Below are 17,317 nucleotides of genomic sequence, written 5' to 3'. Positions count from 1 at the left end.
GGCGCCTTCCACGAGCAGGTGGCCGCGTACTGGCAGAGGATGAGCACGTGGGACGCAAATTCGGCAGGCGGGGCAAGCCCGGAGCGGGCGAGCCCCGGGACCCGGCGGCGCTGTTCGGCGCGCCTCAGCCGCCCCGGCAGAGCGCCCGGCCCGCGTCCAGCACCCCGCTCGCCGACCAGCTCGGCCAGGGCTACCCGGGGGTGGACGCGGGGTACGTGGTGCTGCCTCGTTCGCTGGCCGAAGGCATGTCGCTGCCGTGGCAGCACCAGATGGCGGCGCTGCTGGCCCAGTTCCACGCGGAGCACGCGGGGCTGGCGTGGCCCATTTACCGGGTGGTGCCCTCGCGCTACGAGAAGCTCGCGGACCTCGACGAGGAGCAGCTCGCGGAGGCGGGCTACCTGGTGGAGATGGACGCGGACGGCGAGATGGTCTACCGCGAGCGCAGCGGCCGGAAGGTCGAGGATCCCGAGAACACGTCGGTGCTGGTATCGAGCCTGGACCCGATCCCGAAGCCGGCCCCCCGCCAGGCACCCCCGGCGGCATCCCCGTCCGGCCACGTCCCGGCGGCGGCCCCGGCACCGATGAACATCGGCCCGGCGCCGGTGTGGCGGACGGTGCCCTATCCGGCGCCGGCGGCGCCGTCGCCTGAGCAGCACGGGTGGGCACGTTCTGTTCCGGAGGAGGCACCTCAGGCGGGCCGCCGCCATGATCCGGTGCCGCCGGCTTCGGCTTCGGCGGAGCCTCAGTGGTCGGTGGCGGCCGAGTCGGAGCTGCCGGGCCCGGTGAAGGCACCGCAGTCGTCCCCACGACACGCGGCGCCTGTGCAAGCGGAGCGCGGCGTGGCGGGGGAGCAGTGGTCATCGGCTGGGGAGCCGTCCGCGCGTTCGGAAGCGCCTGCTGCGCCCCTGCCCGCCGAGCCGACCACCCGGCCTGAGAGCTTGGCGTCCGAGCGTGGGGTGTCGTCGTCGCCCGAGACGGTGGCACCTGAGCAGCCTGCGGCTTCGGTGGGCGAGCCTGCGGCGGGAGAGATGCCTCGTTCCGAGCCGCGGCCGCGCGGTGCCGAGCCGGAGGCTGCGGTCTCGGCATCGGGTGAACACGCGGATCGGCAAGAGGTCCCGGCCTCGGCAGCAAGCGAGGCGGTGTCGCAAGAGACGGATCGGCCGGAGACCGCCCCATCCGCCTCGGCGCCGTGGGATGTGAGCCGGTCCGAGGCTGAGCCAGAGTCGGAGCCGGGCTCCGACCAGCCGGAAGTTGCCGTGCCGCGCGAGCCGTCCGAGGATGCGGTATCGGCATCCGCCGGACCGGCGCCGCAGGAAGCTGCTGACCCAGAGGCGGCGGACCAAGCGGCGCCGTCGAACGATCCCCCAACTGAGGCGGCTGCAGCCACGCCCGAGCCCCCGGCGGCCGAGGCGGGCCTTCCCGAGGCGCCCGCGCCCACTCCGGTGGAACCGGAGCGGGTCCATCCGGTGGGGCTCGACTCCCAGCCGAGCTCATCCACCGCGCCGCTGGAAGTGCCGCCTGTGACTTCGCCGGCTGCGCCCGGTGGAGCGCAACCGGCCGCCGAAGCACAGGCGCCCTCCGATGCGGTTGCGCAGCCGGCGGAGGCTTCGGCCAGCCCGCCCCCCGCCCCTGAGCCGCCCGAAGCGATTTCCCAGCAGACGGCCGCCTCGGGAGTGCAGCCGCCCGCCGAATCGCAGTCACCTGGTGCCATTTCGCAGCCGACGGTTGCTTCGGGCGGCGTGCCGCCAGCCGAATCGCAGGTGGCGCCCGATGAGGCTTCCCAGCCGATGACGGCCCCGGGCGATGCGCCTCGGCCCGCTTCTCCGGAGGCGCAACCTCCGATGATCGGCTCGCATCTGCCCAAGCCGCCTTGGGGAACCGCCGACCTTCCGGCGCCCGGTTTCAGCTCGGTGCCGCACTCCGTGCCAGGTGCTGCCCCTGCGCGAAGCACGGGCCTGACCGGTCCCGCGCCAGTACCCAGCTCCGCGCCGGCCGCTGGCCAGGCCGGTTCTCCGACGGCACCCGGCAACCCTCAGACGCCCGGCTCGGCGCAAGGCGCCGGCCCAGCAGGTTCCTCGATGTCGCCTGGCAGCAGCCCGGCCGCTACTCCCGCGGCACCCGGCACCACCCCGGATCTCCCGCACGGTGCCACCCCAGCGCCCGGCACCACGCCAGTTCCCCACCCCGGGCAAGGCACCACCTCGGCACCGGGCACCACGCCGATTCCCCACCCCGCGCAAGGCATCACCCCCACCCCCGGCACCCCGCCAGCACCCACCCCACCCCAGAGCCCCACCCCGCCCGCACGCCCCAAGCCGGTCTTCCCGGGCCCGGAATCAACCCCCCAGCCGTTCCCCGCCCGGCACGCCGCCCCAGCCCGGCCGGTCTTCCCCGGCCCCGGCACCATGCCGCCCGTTCCGCCTGCCGCGCCGAGTGCCCGGCCCGTTTTCCCCGGGAAGGACACTCCGCTTCCGCAGCCCTCGCGCCAAGAGCCCGAAACCCCGCCCCGGGGTACCGCGCGTGGCTGGTTCGATGAATTCCCCGAACGCAAAGAGCCCCAAGAGCCCGAAGAACCCCAGGACTTCGGCCCCACCGGGCTGCCGACCGAGATCCCCTACCGGTACAAGCGCTGAAAAACCGGCCCGCGGGTGCGAACCTAGGACCATGTCCAAAGACCCGAACCCGGACCAGGGGTGGTACTACAACACCCGCACCCACCAGGTCGAGCACCTCGAACGCAGCCGCAGCATCGACCTGCTCGGCCCGTACCCGGACGAGGCCACCGCCCGGCGCGCCCTCGAAATCGCCCGGGAGCGCACCCGGCGGGCCGATGCCGAAGACGACTAAACCGTCAGCCGCGGGCTGAGGACGAACTCCGGGTCCACCTGCGAGACGAGGTCGGCGCCCGCCCAGGCCTGGGCGTTTCGCAGGTGGAACTCGACCGCTTGACGCTGGTAGCGCGCCCAGTCGCGCTGCTCCGCGTCCACCGTCGCCTGCATCGAACGCAGCGTCGAGAGGTTGCGCGGCTCGAGCTCGGTGATCGGCCGGGCCGTGCCGCGCTCCGCCGCCCGCACGTGCCCCGACGCCGACATCCAGCCCAGCAGCGCGCCGCCGACCTGGTCCTGCAGGAACTCGACGTCGTCGGCGTCCGTCACCTTGTTGCCCACCACCACGAGCCGCACGCCGAAGTCGCGGGCGTAGTCCGCGTACTGGCGGTACACGCCCACACTGCGGATCGTCGGCTCGCACACCAGGAACGTCACGTCGAACCGGGTGAACAGCCCCGAAGCGAACGCGTCCGCGCCCGCCGTCATGTCCATCACGACGTATTCGCCGTCGAGGTCGACCAGGTGGTTCAGCAGCAGCTCCGCCGCCCCCACCTTCGAGTGGTAGCACTTGACGCCGAGGTCGTCCTCGTCGAACTGGCCGGTGACGCCGAGCCGCACGCCGCCCAGCTGCCGGAAGCACGCCGAAAACACCGGGTTGTCCTCGAACGGCCGGACCAGCCTCGACCCGCGGCCCGGCGGGGTCGTCTTGATCATCGACGCCGCGTCCGGGATCCGCGGGTTGTCGCCGCGCAGGTAGTCCTTGATCAGCGCCATGTTGTCGCCCAGCGTCGGCCAGGCGAGCGCTTCCTCCTCGGTCGCGCCGAGCGCCACCGCGAGGTGCTGGTTGATGTCGGCGTCGATGGCGAGCACCGGCAAGTCGGCGTCGGCGAGGTACGCGACGAACAGCGACGACAACGTGGTCTTGCCGCTGCCGCCCTTGCCGACGAACGCGATCTTCACGGGAAAACCCTTTCGGTAATGATGACGGTTTTCATTACTACCGAGAAACGTACACCCGACCGGCCCGCGCCCGATCGGGCGATCTCCGGGCCCGGAGCGGGTTAGGGTTGGGGGGTGCCTCCCCTCGTGATCAGGACACACTCGGCGGGCGGGGACTTCGGCCCCCTGCGTGCCGAGTTTTCGCTGCCGGAGTCGTTCGGGCCCGACGTGCTGGCCGAGGCGGAGGCGGCGGTGCTGGATCCGCTGGCCAGCGCGGGTCCCCGGGAGGACGCGACGGACCTGCCGCTGGTCACCATCGACCCGCCCGGCGCCAAGGACCTCGACCAGGCGATGGTCGTCGAGAAGACCGCGCACGGCTTCCGCGTGCACTACGCCATCGCCGACCTCGCCGCGTTCGTCCCGCCCGGCGGTGCGCTCGACCGCGAGGCGCGCCTGCGGGGGCAGACGCTCTACCTGCCCGACGGCAACGTCCCGCTGCACCCGCCGGTGCTGTCCGAAGGCGCGGCGAGCCTGCTGCCCGGCGAGGTCCGGCCCGCGGTGCTCTGGACCATCGAGACCGACGACGCCGGCGAGCCGACCGCCACCCGGGTCCGCCGCGCGCTGGTCCGGTCCACCGAGCAGTTCGACTACGAGACGGTGCAGGCCGCGCTCGAAGCCGGGAACCCGCACCCGTCGGTGGCCGCGCTGCCCGAGCTGGGCCGGCGGCGCCGCGAGCTGGCCGTCCGGCGCGGCGCGGTGGAGCTGCAGCTGCCGGAGCAGGAGATCACCGGCGACCCGGACGGCGGCTGGGTGCTCGCCCGCCGCCCGCGCACCGCCGTCGACGCCTGGAACGCCGAGATCTCGCTGCTCACCGGGATGGCCGCGGCGCGGATCATGCTCGACGCACGGATCGGCGTCCTGCGGACGCTGCCCGACCCGGAGCCCGAGGCCGTCGACTGGCTGCGCCGCTCGGCCGAAGCGCTGGGCATCGCGTGGGCGCCCGAGGCGACCGTTTCGGAGTTCTTGTCCCGGCTGGACCCGGGTCAGCCGGCGTCGATGGCGCTCTACGCCGACACGACCCGCCTGCTGCGCGGCGCGGGCTACACGGCGTTCGACGGCGAGCTGCCGGCCCTGACGACGCACGCGGGCATCGGCGGCGCGTACGCGCACGTCACCGCCCCGATCCGGCGGCTGGTCGACCGGTTCGCCACGGAGATCTGCCTCGCCGTCTCGGCCGGCCGCGAGGTCCCGGACTGGGTGCGCGCGGCGCTCGACGACGTCCCGGCGCGGATGAGCGCGTCGGACACCCTCGCCGCGAAGGTCGAGCGCGCGTGCATCGACCAGGTCGAGGCGTGGGTGCTGGCCGAGCACGTCGGCGGCGAGTTCAGCGCGGTGGTGCTGCGCGCGGACGAGAACAAGGCGGAGATCCTGGTCGAGGACCCGACGGTGATGGCGAAGTGCGCGGGGGAGCGGCTGACCGCGGGCGAGCGGATCGCCGTCCGGCTGACCGCGGTCGACGTCGACAAGCGGAAGGTGTCGTTCGAACGCGCATGACCTACCTCGTCGACGATCTCGGTGAGCCGGTGCCGCTGTCCGGACCGGCTGCACGGGTGGTGTCGCTCGTGCCGTCGCTGACCGAAGCGGTCGAGGTCAGCGCGCCCGGCCGCCTCGCCGGCGCGACGGACTACTGCACGCATCCCTCCACTTTGGACGTGCCGCGGGTCGGCGGGTCGAAGTACCCGAAGCTGGACCGGGTGCTCGACCTGGCGCCGGACCTGGTGCTGGCCAACGCGGAGGAGAACCGCCCGGAGGACGTGGAACGCCTGCGCGCCAACGGGATCCCGGTGTGGGTGATGGCCGCCGCGGCTTCGGTGCCCGCCGCGCTGGGTTCGCTGCGCCGGATCCTGACGCAGGCGTACGACTTGGACGAGCCGGACTGGCTGGTCGCCGCGGAAGGCGTCTGGCGCGAAGTCCGGCCGGTGCGCTTCCACGCGGTGGTCCCGGTGTGGCGCAAGCCGTGGATCGTCCTGGGCCGCGACACGTTCGCGGGCGACGTCCTGCGCCGGGTGGGCGTGGCGAACGTGTACGCGACTGCGGAGGAGCGTTATCCACGGCCGGACGTGGAGGAACTGAGGGCGCAGTTCGCGGCGGACGCGGACTTGCTGGTGCTGCCGGACGAGCCGTACGCGTTCACCGAGGAGGACGGCCCGGACCACTTCCCAGAGGCGCCGTACGTGCTGGTGTCGGGCCGATACCTCACCTGGTACGGGCCGTCGCTGGTCGACGCGCACGCCGCGTTGACGGAGGCACTGGCCGGGCGGTGAAGGCGAAGCGACCCCCGGGCTCGCACGGCTGGAGGTCGTCGTGCCGCGCCGGGGCCGGGTCAGGGGCGATCGAGTTTCCGGAGCCAGGCTTCGAGGCGCTCGAAGTGCTCGCTCGTCAAGCCGCCCCCTGGCCTGGTTCGACGGCGACTTCGACCTGTTCCTCCAGACCCGGCAGGTGTTCCTCGGCCGCCGCACCGAGGTGCCGGCCGAGCAGGCCGGCTCAGCGGGCCGTCCACGTCGAGCAGGATCAGCGGTCTCACACGGCTTACAGCGTCAGACCGGTCAAGACCGTTACCCGCTCCTCCGTGAAGTCCGCCATCGCCGCCGCCGGGCCTTCGCGGCCCACGCCCGAGTCCTTCACCCCGCCGTAGGGCATCTGGTCCGCGCGGAAGCTCGGCACGTCGCCGACGATCACGCCACCCACGCGCAGCGCGGCCGACACCTCGAACGCCGTCGGCAGATCGCGGGTGAACACGCCCGCCTGCAACCCGAAGCGGGACGCGTTGATGCGCTCGATCCCCTCGGCCACCGAAGAAACCCGGACCAGCGAAACCACCGGCCCGAACACCTCCTCGGCCAGCACCGCCGCCTCCTCCGGGACGTCCGCCAGCACCGTCGGCTCGACCGTCGCCCCCGAGCGGGCACCGCCCGTCAGGAGGCGGCCACCCGCGGACACCGCCGCCGCGATCCACGACGAAACCCGGGAAGCGGCGTCGACGTTGATCAGCGGGCCGACGTCCACGCCCTCCGCGCGCGGGTCGCCGGTGCGCAACGCCCGGACCTCGGCCAGCACCTTCGAGGCCAGCGCGTCGAAAACCGAAGTGTGCGCGTACACCCGCTGCACCGAGATGCACGACTGCCCGGCCTGGTACATCGCGAACGTCGCGATCCGCTGGGCCGCGAAGTCCAGGTCCGGCCAGTCCGGGCAGACCAGGACCGCGCCGTTGCCGCCCAGCTCCAGCGCCACGTGCTTGCGCGGGACGCGGTCGCGGATCGCCCAGCCGACCGGGACCGAGCCGGTGAACGACACCACCGGCAGCCGCGGGTCCTCGACGAGGCGAGCCGACGTCTCGTTGTCCACCGGCAGGATCGACCACGACCCCGCCGGCAGATCCGCGCCGGCCAGGATCTCGCCGAGCAGCAACGCCGTCAGCGGGGTCGCCGGCGCGGGCTTGAGCACGATCGGCGCGCCCACCGCGATCGCCGGGGCCACCTTGTGCGCCACCAGGTTCAGCGGGAAGTTGAACGGCGTGATGCCCAGCACCGGGCCGCGCGGCACCCGCCGCACCAGCGCCAGCCGGCCGGTGCCGCCCGGGTCCGTGTCGAGCCGCTGCAGCTCGCCCGAGAAGCGGCGGGCCTCCTCGGCCGCCCAGCGGAACGTCGACACCGCGCGTCCCACCTCGCCGCGCGCCCACTTCAGCGGCTTGCCCGACTCCGCCGTGATGAGCGCAGCGATCTCCTCGGACCGCTCACCCAGCGAACGGGACACGTGGTCCAACGCCCCGGCGCGGACGTGCGCGGGCAGCGTCGCGAACTCGTCGGCGACGTCGTGGGCCGCCTGCACCGCGGCCTCGACGTCCGACGGCGAAGGAACGAAGTGGGACCCTGCCGAGGAACCGTCGTAAGGATGCTCGACCGAAGCGATCTCGCCGCCGGTCACCGGCTTTCCGGCGACCCAGAACGGGAACGTCACGCGCGAACCTCCGTCCGGACCGCGTGTTCGAGCACCGAGAGGCCCTCGTCGAGCAGGTCGTCGGCCAGCGACAGCGGCGGCAGCAGCCGGACGACGTTGCCGTAGGTCCCGCAGGTCAGCACGACGACCCCGGCGCGGTGACAGGCCGCCGCGACGCGCTTGGTGAGGTCGGCGTCCGGCTCCGCCGAACCGGGTTTGACGAACTCCGCGGCCAGCATCGCGCCGCGCCCGCGGACGTCGCCGATGACCCCCGTTTCGGCGGCCAGCGCCCGCAATCGCGGCAGCACGACACCTTCGATGCGCTTGGCCGACGCGGCGAGGTCCTCGGCCTTCATCGTCTCGATCGAGCCGAGCGCCGCGGCGCAGGCGATCGGGTTGCCGCCGTACGTACCGCCGAGGCCGCCCGGCGGGACGGCGTCGAGCAGCTCGGCGCGGCCGGTGACGGCGGACAGCGGCAGGCCGCCCGCGATGCCCTTGGCCGTCGCGATCAGGTCCGGCACGACGTCTTCGTCGGTGGAGGCGAACCACGAACCGGTGCGGCAGAAGCCGGTCTGGACCTCGTCGGCGACGTACACGACGCCGTTTTCGCGGCACCAGGCCGCGATCGCGGGCAGGAAGCCGCGCGCGGGCTCGATGAAGCCGCCCTCGCCCTGGATCGGCTCCAGGACCACCGCGGCCACCTGGTCACCGCCGATCTGCTTCTCGATCCGGTCGATGGCCAGCGCCGCCGCTTCGGGGCCGGACAGGCCGTCGCGGAACGGGTACGAGCCCGGCACGCGGTAGACCTCGGGCGCGAACGGGCCGAAGCCGTGCTTGTAGGGCACGGATTTCGCGGTCATGCCCATCGTCAGGTTGGTGCGGCCGTGGTAGGCGTGGTCGAACACGACGACGGCCTGGCGCCCGGTCGCCACCCGCGCGATCTTCACGGCGTTCTCGACGGCTTCGGCGCCCGAGTTGAACAGCACCGACTTCTTCGCGTGGTCGCTCGGCGTCAGCTCGGCCAGCGCTTCGCAGACTTCGACGTACCCCTCGTACGGCGTGACCATGAAACAGGTGTGGGTGAACCAGCAGGCCTGCTTGCGGACGCGGTCGACCACCGCCGGCGCCGAGTGCCCGACGTTGGTCACCGCGATGCCGGAGCCGAAGTCGATCAGCACGTTGCCGTCGGCGTCGGTGAGCAGGCCGCCGCTGGCGGAGGTGACGTAGACGGGCAGCACCGAGCTGACCCCGGCGGCGACGGCGGCGGTGCGGCGCTGCTGCAGCTCGCGCGAGAGCGGGCCGGGGATTTCGGTCCGCAGCCTGCGCTGGCGGGGCGCCGGGGCCTGCGGCGCGGCGGTGGTGCTTGCGGTCACGGCGTGCTCCTGGGAAGTCGGTGGACGTCCTCAGGATGCGGGCCGGTCCGGGCGCCGTCAGCTGGACGTTCCGGCCAATTCGGCGCGTAGGATTGGCCGTTATGGCACTCACCCTGGCCGGGCTGGCCGCCGAGCGCCCGCTCGGGCTGCGGGTGCTGACCGGCGAAGACGTCCTGGACCGCCCGATCGGCTGGGTCCACCCGACGGAGCTGACCGACCCGCAGGCCTTCCTGGAGGGCGGGGAGCTGCTGCTCACCACCGGTCTGGCCCTGGACGAAGAGACGGCACCGGCCTACGTGCGCCGTCTCGTGGACGCCGGGGTCGCCGGCCTCGGCTTCGGCGTCGGGCTGAGCCACGACGAGGTCCCGCGGGCCCTCGTGGCGACGGCGGCCGAGGTGGGGCTCCCGGTGCTGGAGGTGCCGCGGAAGACGCCGTTCATCGCGATCACCCGCGCGGTTTCGCGCGCGGTGGCGGCCGACGAGTACGCGACGACGGTCCGCATCGGCCGCGCCCAGCAGGACCTGACCCGCACGGCGGTCGGCCAGGGCGGCCCGGCGGGGGTGCTGCGCAAGCTGGCGAAGCTGGTCGACGGCTGGGTGCTGTTGCTCGACACCGCGGGCACCGAGGGATCGGCCGGCGCCCAGTCGTACGCCGAGGAAGTGCGCGAAGAGCTGAAACAGCTTCGCTCGGGCACCCGGGTCTTCGAACTCGACGGGCACGAAGTCGTGCTGCAGACGCTCCACACGCGGGTGCGCCGGGCGCTCGCGGTCGGCACGGCCGAGCCGCTCGACACCGCCGGACGGCACGTGGTGAACACCGCGGTCGCCCTGCTTTCCCTGGCGCTGGAACAGGATCTGAAGCTCACGCATGCATGGCGGTTCCTGCGGACCGGCGTGGTCGACCTGCTGGCGGCGGGGCAGCACGAGCTGGCCTTAGGGGTGATGACCACCGTGTGGGGCGATCCGCCGGAGCCGCCGTGGGCGCTGGTCGCGCTGGTGGGCAACCCCGGCCAGCGGCGTCGGGTGTGCGATGCGCTGGAGGGGGAATCTTCCCTGTTCTTCGCCGAGTCGGGCTCGGCGGTGCTCGTGGCCGGCCGGTCGGGCGGTGATGTGCTGGACCGCGCGCTCGCCGCGGCCGCGAGCGTTGCGCCGATGTACGCGGGCCTGGCCGACCCGGTGCCGCTCGAGAACTTCGCGGCCGGCGCGGAGCAAGCCGACCTCGCGGCACGCGCGGCCGAGGCGGAGGGCAAGCCCCTGGTCACCTACGCCGAGCACTCGGCCCGCGGCCTGCTGTCCCTCATCGACCCCGTGGTGGCCCGCATCTACGGCGAAAACCTCCTGGCCCCGCTGCGCCGCCACGACGAAACGGGCCGCGGCGACCTCGTCGAGTCACTGCGCTGCTGGCTGGAGCACCACGGCCACTGGGACGTGGCGGCCGCGCGGCTGGGGGTGCACCGGCACACGCTGCGGAACCGGATCACCAAGGCGCAGGAGCTGCTGGGCCGTGATCTGGACTCACCGGGCGTGCGCGCGGAACTTTGGGTGGCGCTGCAAACCTGAGCAACGCCGGAGCCGCGCCGGGCGTCCACCTCTCGTGGCCTACCGACTCGCAGCCGCCGCGGCCGCCGGCGGGCTCGTCCTCGCCGCCGGCGGGGTCGCCTTCCTCCCGTGGACGGCCAACCACTTCGGGTACGCCCTTCCCGGCGAGCACGGTCTGCCCTACCGCATCCACCACGCCGGTCGTGACTACCGCAGCTACGTCACCTGCGCCGGAGCCGGCTGGTGCCACGACGAGCCGTACTGCGCGCCCGTGGCCGGCGACTCCCTGGCCCCGGTCGACGAGGTCGGCACCTGGTTCGGTCCGTCGCACGTCGTCTACGCCGCCGAGCGGTCCGACGGGTCCCCGATGGGCCTGCTCGTGCAAGCCGGTCCGGGCTGCTTCGTCGGCTACACCTTGATGGGTGGTCCCTAGCCGGTCACCAGGACGATCGGCGAATCCCCGCACCGCCGCAGCCCCGGCCCGGGCGCCGCGCCCGCCGACCACCACGCCGGGACGTCGGCTTCGCGCACCAGCGACCCCGTCGGCTGCCGGACGCTGTTCGACACGATCACCCGGCCCTGCGCGTTCAGCAACGCCGCCCCGCGGCCCAGGGACCGCAGCCGGGGGCGCACCGCGCGTTCGAACTCGCGCACGTAGACGTCCGCCCCCACCACGCCCGCGAACGAACCGCCGCGGACGACCGGGATCGTGAACGTCAGCGTGTACTCGTCGGTGCACAGGTAATCCACGTACGGGCCGTTGATGTGCCGCCGCCCGGTGTCGCGGGGGACCGTGAACCACGACTGGCGCGTGTAGTCCAGGAAGTTCTCGCTCGCCGGGTCGAGGCTGATGAACAGCTGGGCCGGGGGAGATCCGGCCGTCCACCACTCGAAGCCGAATTCCGAGTCGGCGAGCACGCGCGGAGCGCTGACGAAGCCCGCGCCGATGATCAGGCCGCCCAGCGCTTCCGTGATCTGCGGGCGGATCCGGTGCAGCGCGGCGGCGGCCGGCGTGTCCGCCAGCACCGACTCGGCGGCCGCCTGCACGGGCTTGAGCCGCTCGAAAACCCCTTCCACCAACGCGGAAACCTGCTCGACGACCTCGTCGCCGGCCAGCGTGCGGGTGTCGTTCACGGTGCTCACCTCGATGCGCGGAGTAGCGGAAGTTTACGGGGTGAGCAGGGCGAGGTGCACGTCCGCGAGCCGGTCGAGCGCGGCCAGCAGGTGCTCCCCCGTCAACTTGCGGGCCAGGTCGCCGTCCGCGGAGGAAATCGCCGCGGTGATGGCCGCGTGTTCCTCGCACGAGGGAGCCGCGGGCCCGAGCGGCAGCCACAGCAGCCCGCCGAGCTCGCTCTGCAGGTGGACCTCCTCGTGCGTCAGCCGCGGTGACTGCGCGGCCGCCGCGACCTCCAGGTGGAACTGCCGCTCCGCCCGCGTGAAGTCGAGGCCGTGGGCCGTGCGGAGGTCGTCGGTCGCCAGCCGCAGCCGGGCGACGTCTTCGGGGGAGCTGCGCTCGGCGGCGAGCTTGGCGGCGGCCCCGGCGATCGCGAGGTAGTGGTCGCCGACGTCCCGGAGGTCCGACAGCGACACCTCGCGCAACCGCGAGCGCCACGCGTCCGGCGGCGGGTTGGCCGGCGCGCGGACGAAGCTGCCGCCGCTGCGCCCTCGCCGCGTCTCGACCAGCCCTTGCTGGCGCAGGGCCACGAGCGCTTCCCGGACGGTCACGGTCGAGACGCCGAACTGGGCGGCCAGGTCGGCTTCGCTGGGCAGCTGTTCGGAGTCGGCGAGCAGGCCGAGCGTAATGGCGTCGACCAGCCGCGCCGCCACCGCCTCCGCCCGCCCGACCTGGCCGAGCGGGGCGAACATGGCGGATCGCGCGCTGTGCGACATGCCCTTGCGCATCGTGATCCTCGCCGGTCGGAGTACCCGTTCGCACCAATCTTGCCCCATCCCCTTGTCCTATTACATATGAAGTCATATGTTTTAGCTCCCGTCGGCACCGAGGAGTGAGCGTGCAGGAGCTGAAGCACTACGTCGGCGGCGCGTACGTCGAGTCCAAGTCGGGCCGGACGGCCGAGATCACCGACCCCGTCACCGGGCGCCCCTACTGCACCGCCCCGATCGCCGGACCCGAAGACGTCGACAACGCGCTGCAGGTCGCCGCGACCGCGTTCGAGACCTGGCGCGCGACCACCCCCGCCCAGCGCCAGCTCGCGCTGCTCAAGCTCGCCGACGCCCTCGAAGCCCGCGCCGAGGACCTGGTCAAAACCGAGTCCGCGAACACCGGCAAGCCGATCGCGCTCACGATGTCCGAAGAGATCCCGATGGTCCTGGACCAGGTCCGGTTCTTCGCCGGGGCCGCGCGGGTGCTCGAGGGCCGCGCGGCGGGGGAGTACATGGAGGGCCACACGTCGTTCGTGCGGCGGGAGCCCGTCGGCGTCTGCGCCCAGGTCACGCCGTGGAACTACCCGCTGCTGATGGCCATCTGGAAGATCGCGCCCGCGCTCGCCGCCGGCAACACGGTCGTGCTCAAGCCCTCCGACACGACGCCGGCGTCCTCGCTGCTGCTCGCCGAGATCGCCGGCGAGTTCTTCCCGCCCGGCGTGTTCAACGTGCTTTGCGGCGACCGCGACACCGGCCGCGCGCTGGTCGAGCACGACATCCCGGCCATGGTGTCGATCACCGGCTCGGTCCGGGCGGGCATCGAAGTCGCGAGGTCCGCCGCGAACGACGTCAAGCGCGTGCACCTGGAACTCGGCGGCAAGGCGCCGGTCATCGTCTTCGGCGACGCCGACCTCGAAGCGGCCGCGGAAGCCATCGCCGTCGCCGGGTACTTCAACGCGGGCCAGGACTGCACCGCCGCCACCCGCGTGCTGGTCGCCGACGACGTGCACGACACCTTCGTCGCCGCGCTCACCCGGCAGGCCACGCAGACCAAGACGGGCAAGCCGGACGACGAAGACGTCGCCTACGGCCCGCTCAACAACGCCGCCCAGCTCGAAAAGGTGGCCGGGTTCGTCGACCGGCTGCCCGCCCACGCGACCGTCCACTGTGGAGGGCATCGGATCGGCGGCGAAGGCTACTTCTACGAAGCCACCGTGGTCTCCGGCGTCCGCCAGGACGACGAGATCAGCCAGAACGAGATCTTCGGCCCGGTCATCACCGTCCAGCGCTTCACCGACGAAGCGGAGGCGTTGAAGGCCGCGAACGCCGTGCAGTACGGCCTCGCGTCCTCGGTCTGGACCCGCGACCACCAGCGGGCGATGCGCGCCGCCGCGAAGCTCGACTTCGGCTGCGTCTGGATCAACACGCACATCCCGCTGGTCGCCGAGATGCCGCACGGCGGGTTCAAGAAGTCCGGCTACGGCAAGGACCTCTCGCTCTACGGCCTCGAGGACTACACGCGCGTCAAGCACGTGATGAGCGCACTGTGAGGCTGGCTGTGCCGAACCAAGCACCCACCACCGAGTCCCGGGAAGAGCCCGTGGCACCCGAGAGCACGCGCCCGGCCATCCGGCTTTCCGGGCTGCGCAAGCACTTCGGCGACGTCCACGTGGTCGACGGCGTCGACCTCGACATCCCGCCGGGCGAGTTCTTCTCGATGCTCGGCCCGTCCGGCTCCGGCAAGACGACGGTGCTGCGCCTGATCGCCGGGTTCGAGCTGCCCACCGAGGGCACGATCGAGCTCGACGGCCACGACGTCAGCCGGCTCGCGCCGTTCGAGCGCGACGTCAACACGGTGTTCCAGGACTACGCGCTGTTCCCCCACATGAACGTGCAGCAGAACGTGGAGTACGGCCTGCGCGTCAAGCGCGTCCCCAAGCAGCAACGCCGGGAGCGCGCGCTCGAGGCACTGAAGACCGTGCGGCTGGAGGACTACGGCTCGCGCAAGCCCGCGCAGCTCTCGGGCGGCCAGCGCCAGCGCGTCGCCCTGGCCCGCGCGCTGGTGAACCGGCCCAAGGTGCTGCTGCTCGACGAACCCCTCGGCGCGCTCGACCTCAAGCTGCGCCAAGCCATGCAGCTGGAGCTCAAGCAGATCCAGCGCGACGTCGGCATCACGTTCGTCTTCGTCACCCACGACCAGGACGAGGCCCTCACCATGAGCGACCGCATCGCGGTGTTCAACGACGGCAAGATCGAGCAGGTCGGGCCGCCCGAAGAGGTCTACGAACGGCCCGCGAGCGCGTTCGTCGCCGGGTTCGTCGGGACGTCGAACCTGCTGGGCGGGCGCGGCGCCGAGAGCGTCATCGGCCGGCCGGGGCTGTTCAGCATCCGGCCGGAGAAGATCCGCATCGACGGCGACCTGTCCCAACCCGCCGCGGCCGGGCACACCAGCGCCACCGGCACGGTCACCGACGTCGTCTACGCCGGGGCGACCGTGCGGTACGCCGTCGCGCTCGACGCCGGCGGGCAACTCTCGGTCGTCCGACAGAACACCGATGGCGCCGCCGGGTTCGGCGACGGGCGCGTCCGGCTCAGCTGGCGGAACGAACACAGCTTCCAGGTCCCTGGTCAGTGAAAGGGTTGCCATGAAGAACAGGAAGACGCGGCTCGCCGGGGTGCTCGGCGCCAGCCTGCTGTTGGCTGCATGTGGCACGTCCGGCTCGAACTCCGCCGCCCCGCCGGGCGCGCAGGGGTTCACGCCGCCGAAGCTGGAAGCGCTGAAGGCGCTCGGGCAGCCGGAAGGCCAGCTGAACGTCCTGGCCTGGCCGGGGTACGCGGAGAACGGCTCGAACGACCCGAAGGTGAACTGGGTGACGCCGTTCGAGCAGCAGACCGGCTGCAAGGTGAACGTCAAGCCGTTCGGCACGTCCGACGAGGCCGTCACGCTGATGAAGACCGGGCAGTACGACGTCGTGTCCGCCTCCGGGGACGCGTCGCTGCGGCTGGTCGCCTCCGGCGACGCCGAGCCGGTGAACACCACGCTCGTGCCGAACTACGCCGATGTCCAGCCGTTCCTCAAGAACAAGCCGTGGAACAGCGTCGGCGGCGTCTCCTACGGCATCCCGCACGGCTGGGGCGCGAACCTGCTGACCTGGCGCACCGACAAGGTGACGCCGGCACCGGCGTCGTGGTCGGTGATGTTCGACGCGAACTCGCCGTACAAGGGCAAGGTGATCGCCTACGACTCGCCGATCTACCTCGCCGACGCCGCGCTGTACCTGCAGGCCCACCAGCCTGACCTCGGCATCAAGAACCCGTACGCCCTCGACGACAAGCAGTTCACCGCCGCCGTCAACCTCCTCAAGCAGCAGCGGCCGCTGGTCAGCGAGTACTGGTCGGACTACCTCAAGGAGTCCCAGGCGCTGAAGAACGCCGATGCCGTCGTCGGGACCGCCTGGCAGGTCACGGTCAACCTGACCAAGGGCGAGGGTGCGCCGCTCGAAGCCGCCGTGCCGAGCGAGGGCGCGACCGGGTGGTCGGACACCTGGATGGTCGCGGCGAAGTCGCCGCACAAGACGTGCGCGTACAAGTGGCTCGACTACATCGTCAGCCCGAAGGTCAACGCCCAGGTCGCCGAGTACTTCGGCGAGGCACCGGCCAACCCGGAGGCGTGCGCGGAGATGACGGACAAGACGCTCTGCGACACCTACCACGCCAACGACGCCGGGTACGCGGCGAAGATCGCGTACTGGACCACGCCGATCCAGCAGTGCCTCGACGGCCGCACGGACGTCAAGTGCAAGGACTACGGCGAGTGGACCCGCGCCTGGACCGAAATCAAGGGCTGACCCCAGACCCCGGACGCGGCGGGCTGTGTCCCCCCACTCCGCCCGCCGCGTCCGGCCTCATCCTGCGAGGCAAGATGACCGCCTTCTTCTACCGGAGACCCAAGCTGCGCCTGGGTTTCCTGTTGTCGGCGCCGCTCCTTTGGCTGGGCCTGGCCTACCTGGGCGCGCTCGCCGCGCTGTTCGTCACGGCGTTCTGGCACACCGACAGTTTCACCGGCCAGGTCGTCATCGACTGGTCGCTGGGCAACTTCGAGACGCTGTTCACCGACGCGGTGTACCGCACGATCACCTTCCGCACGGTCGGGATCGCGGCGCTGGTGACCATCATTACAGCCGCACTCGCGTTCCCGATGGCGTACGCGATGGCCAAGCTCGCCTCGCCGCGCGCGCAGCGGATCCTGGTGATCGCGGTGATGACGCCGCTGTGGGCGAGCTACCTGGTGAAGGCGTACGCGTGGCGGTCGATGCTGTCCGGCAACGGCGCCCTGAGCTCGATTTCGCCCGGGTACGGCGTCACGGCGACGATCATCACGCTCTCGTACCTGTGGCTGCCGTACATGATCCTGCCGATCTACGCCGGCCTCGACCGGCTGCCGGATTCCCTGGTGGACGCTTCCGGCGACCTCGGCGCGCGCTCGTTCCGGACGTTCCGCTCGGTGATCCTGCCGCTGACGTTCCCGGCGATCGTGGCGGGCTCGATCTTCACGTTTTCGCTGTCCCTGGGCGACTACATCGCGGTGAAGATCGTCGGCGGCACGTCCCAGATGCTCGGCAACGTCGTCTACGACAACATCGGCGCGGCGAACAACCTCCCGTTCGCGGCCACGGTGGCGACCGTGCCGGTCGTGATCATGCTCGGGTACCTGGCCGCGGTGCGCCGCACCGGCGCGCTTGACAACCTCTAGGAGCCT

General features: G+C 72.2%; 15 protein-coding genes. 10 read left to right on the top strand and 5 right to left on the bottom strand.

The window, feature by feature from the left end:
- Positions 1-47 precede the first annotated feature (47 nt).
- Positions 48-2,633 (top strand): hypothetical protein, encoded by a 2,586-nt coding sequence (locus C2L58_RS51525; protein WP_369904246.1) that lies wholly within the window; start codon positions 48-50, stop codon positions 2,631-2,633.
- A 31-nt stretch (positions 2,634-2,664) separates the two neighbouring features.
- On the top strand, positions 2,665-2,847 hold the full coding sequence (locus C2L58_RS27330) for a hypothetical protein (RefSeq protein WP_103340554.1): 183 nt from the start codon (positions 2,665-2,667) through the stop codon (positions 2,845-2,847).
- Here C2L58_RS27330 and C2L58_RS27325 read toward each other — a convergent pair.
- The gene (locus tag C2L58_RS27325) at positions 2,844-3,788 is read right to left on the bottom strand and encodes a nucleotide-binding protein (RefSeq protein ID WP_103340553.1); all 945 of its coding nucleotides are present in this window, start codon (positions 3,786-3,788) and stop codon (positions 2,844-2,846) included. The two genes, C2L58_RS27330 and C2L58_RS27325, sit on opposite strands and share 4 nt — an antisense overlap.
- Positions 3,789-3,914: 126 nt before the next feature.
- Here C2L58_RS27325 and C2L58_RS27320 point away from each other — a divergent pair, with 126 nt between their 5' ends.
- Together C2L58_RS27320 and C2L58_RS27315 are read left to right on the top strand one after the other, a co-directional pair.
- On the top strand, positions 3,915-5,321 hold the full coding sequence (locus C2L58_RS27320; RefSeq protein ID WP_103340552.1) for an RNB domain-containing ribonuclease: 1,407 nt from the start codon (positions 3,915-3,917) through the stop codon (positions 5,319-5,321).
- A complete protein-coding gene (locus C2L58_RS27315; protein WP_103340551.1) occupies positions 5,318-6,091 on the top strand; it encodes a helical backbone metal receptor in 774 nt (257 codons plus the stop codon). The genes C2L58_RS27320 and C2L58_RS27315 overlap by 4 nt, the downstream gene beginning before the upstream one ends.
- Positions 6,092-6,356: 265 nt before the next feature.
- On the opposite strand, the gene C2L58_RS27310 is transcribed toward C2L58_RS27315, so the two are convergent.
- Together C2L58_RS27310 and gabT are read right to left on the bottom strand one after the other, a co-directional pair.
- The gene (locus tag C2L58_RS27310; RefSeq protein WP_103340550.1) at positions 6,357-7,784 is read right to left on the bottom strand and encodes an aldehyde dehydrogenase family protein; all 1,428 of its coding nucleotides are present in this window, start codon (positions 7,782-7,784) and stop codon (positions 6,357-6,359) included.
- Positions 7,781-9,136 carry a 4-aminobutyrate--2-oxoglutarate transaminase gene (gene gabT / locus C2L58_RS27305; RefSeq protein WP_103340549.1) on the bottom strand — a complete coding sequence of 452 codons (1,356 nt, stop codon included), beginning with the start codon at positions 9,134-9,136 and terminating at the stop codon, positions 7,781-7,783. The genes C2L58_RS27310 and gabT overlap by 4 nt, the downstream gene beginning before the upstream one ends.
- A gap of 101 nt (positions 9,137-9,237) precedes the next feature.
- On the opposite strand from gabT, the gene C2L58_RS27300 reads away from it, so the two are divergent.
- Together C2L58_RS27300 and C2L58_RS27295 are read left to right on the top strand one after the other, a co-directional pair.
- Entirely contained in the window at positions 9,238-10,695 is a 1,458-nt protein-coding gene (locus C2L58_RS27300; RefSeq protein ID WP_103340548.1) for a PucR family transcriptional regulator, read from the top strand.
- A 34-nt stretch (positions 10,696-10,729) separates the two neighbouring features.
- Positions 10,730-11,107 (top strand): hypothetical protein, encoded by a 378-nt coding sequence (locus C2L58_RS27295; RefSeq protein ID WP_103340547.1) that lies wholly within the window; start codon positions 10,730-10,732, stop codon positions 11,105-11,107.
- Here C2L58_RS27295 and C2L58_RS27290 read toward each other — a convergent pair.
- Together C2L58_RS27290 and C2L58_RS27285 are read right to left on the bottom strand one after the other, a co-directional pair.
- Positions 11,104-11,808: a cache domain-containing protein gene (locus C2L58_RS27290; protein WP_103340605.1), complete on the bottom strand. Its 705-nt coding sequence runs from the start codon at positions 11,806-11,808 to the stop codon at positions 11,104-11,106. The two genes, C2L58_RS27295 and C2L58_RS27290, sit on opposite strands and share 4 nt — an antisense overlap.
- A 33-nt stretch (positions 11,809-11,841) precedes the next feature.
- The gene (locus C2L58_RS27285) at positions 11,842-12,576 is read right to left on the bottom strand and encodes a FadR/GntR family transcriptional regulator (protein WP_103340546.1); all 735 of its coding nucleotides are present in this window, start codon (positions 12,574-12,576) and stop codon (positions 11,842-11,844) included.
- A 110-nt stretch (positions 12,577-12,686) separates the two neighbouring features.
- Between C2L58_RS27285 and C2L58_RS27280 the strand changes: the two genes are divergently transcribed.
- The 4 genes from C2L58_RS27280 to C2L58_RS27265 all read left to right on the top strand — a co-directional run bounded on the left by C2L58_RS27280 (position 12,687) and on the right by C2L58_RS27265 (position 17,311).
- Complete coding sequence (locus C2L58_RS27280; RefSeq protein WP_103340545.1) at positions 12,687-14,108, top strand: gamma-aminobutyraldehyde dehydrogenase; 1,422 nt, start codon at positions 12,687-12,689, stop codon at positions 14,106-14,108.
- The gene (locus C2L58_RS27275) at positions 14,105-15,193 is read left to right on the top strand and encodes an ABC transporter ATP-binding protein (protein WP_103340544.1); all 1,089 of its coding nucleotides are present in this window, start codon (positions 14,105-14,107) and stop codon (positions 15,191-15,193) included. The genes C2L58_RS27280 and C2L58_RS27275 overlap by 4 nt, the downstream gene beginning before the upstream one ends.
- Before the next feature lie 10 nt (positions 15,194-15,203).
- Positions 15,204-16,406 (top strand): ABC transporter substrate-binding protein, encoded by a 1,203-nt coding sequence (locus C2L58_RS27270; RefSeq protein ID WP_103340543.1) that lies wholly within the window; start codon positions 15,204-15,206, stop codon positions 16,404-16,406.
- Positions 16,407-16,480: 74 nt separating this feature from the next.
- On the top strand, positions 16,481-17,311 hold the full coding sequence (locus C2L58_RS27265; RefSeq protein WP_103340542.1) for an ABC transporter permease: 831 nt from the start codon (positions 16,481-16,483) through the stop codon (positions 17,309-17,311).
- Positions 17,312-17,317 lie beyond the last annotated feature (6 nt).

It is taken from the genome of Amycolatopsis sp. CA-126428 (assembly GCF_002904335.1).
In the GTDB taxonomy this organism is placed as follows: Bacteria; Actinomycetota; Actinomycetes; order Mycobacteriales; family Pseudonocardiaceae; genus Amycolatopsis.
The sequence above is the reverse complement of the archived record's forward strand: the minus strand, read 5'-3'. Positions and strand labels throughout refer to the sequence as shown.

What these genes read in the sequence shown, in the direction of transcription:
- C2L58_RS27330 (WP_103340554.1), top strand. Translation starts at nt 2,665, where the DNA reads ATGTCCAAAGACCCGAACCCGGACCAGGGGTGGTACTACAACACCCGC.
- C2L58_RS27315 (WP_103340551.1), top strand. Translation starts at nt 5,318, where the DNA reads ATGACCTACCTCGTCGACGATCTCGGTGAGCCGGTGCCGCTGTCCGGA.
- C2L58_RS27300 (WP_103340548.1), top strand. Translation starts at nt 9,238, where the DNA reads ATGGCACTCACCCTGGCCGGGCTGGCCGCCGAGCGCCCGCTCGGGCTG.
- C2L58_RS27285 (WP_103340546.1), bottom strand. Translation starts at nt 12,576, where the DNA reads ATGCGCAAGGGCATGTCGCACAGCGCGCGATCCGCCATGTTCGCCCCG.
- C2L58_RS27270 (WP_103340543.1), top strand. Translation starts at nt 15,204, where the DNA reads ATGAAGAACAGGAAGACGCGGCTCGCCGGGGTGCTCGGCGCCAGCCTG.
- C2L58_RS27265 (WP_103340542.1), top strand. Translation starts at nt 16,481, where the DNA reads ATGACCGCCTTCTTCTACCGGAGACCCAAGCTGCGCCTGGGTTTCCTG.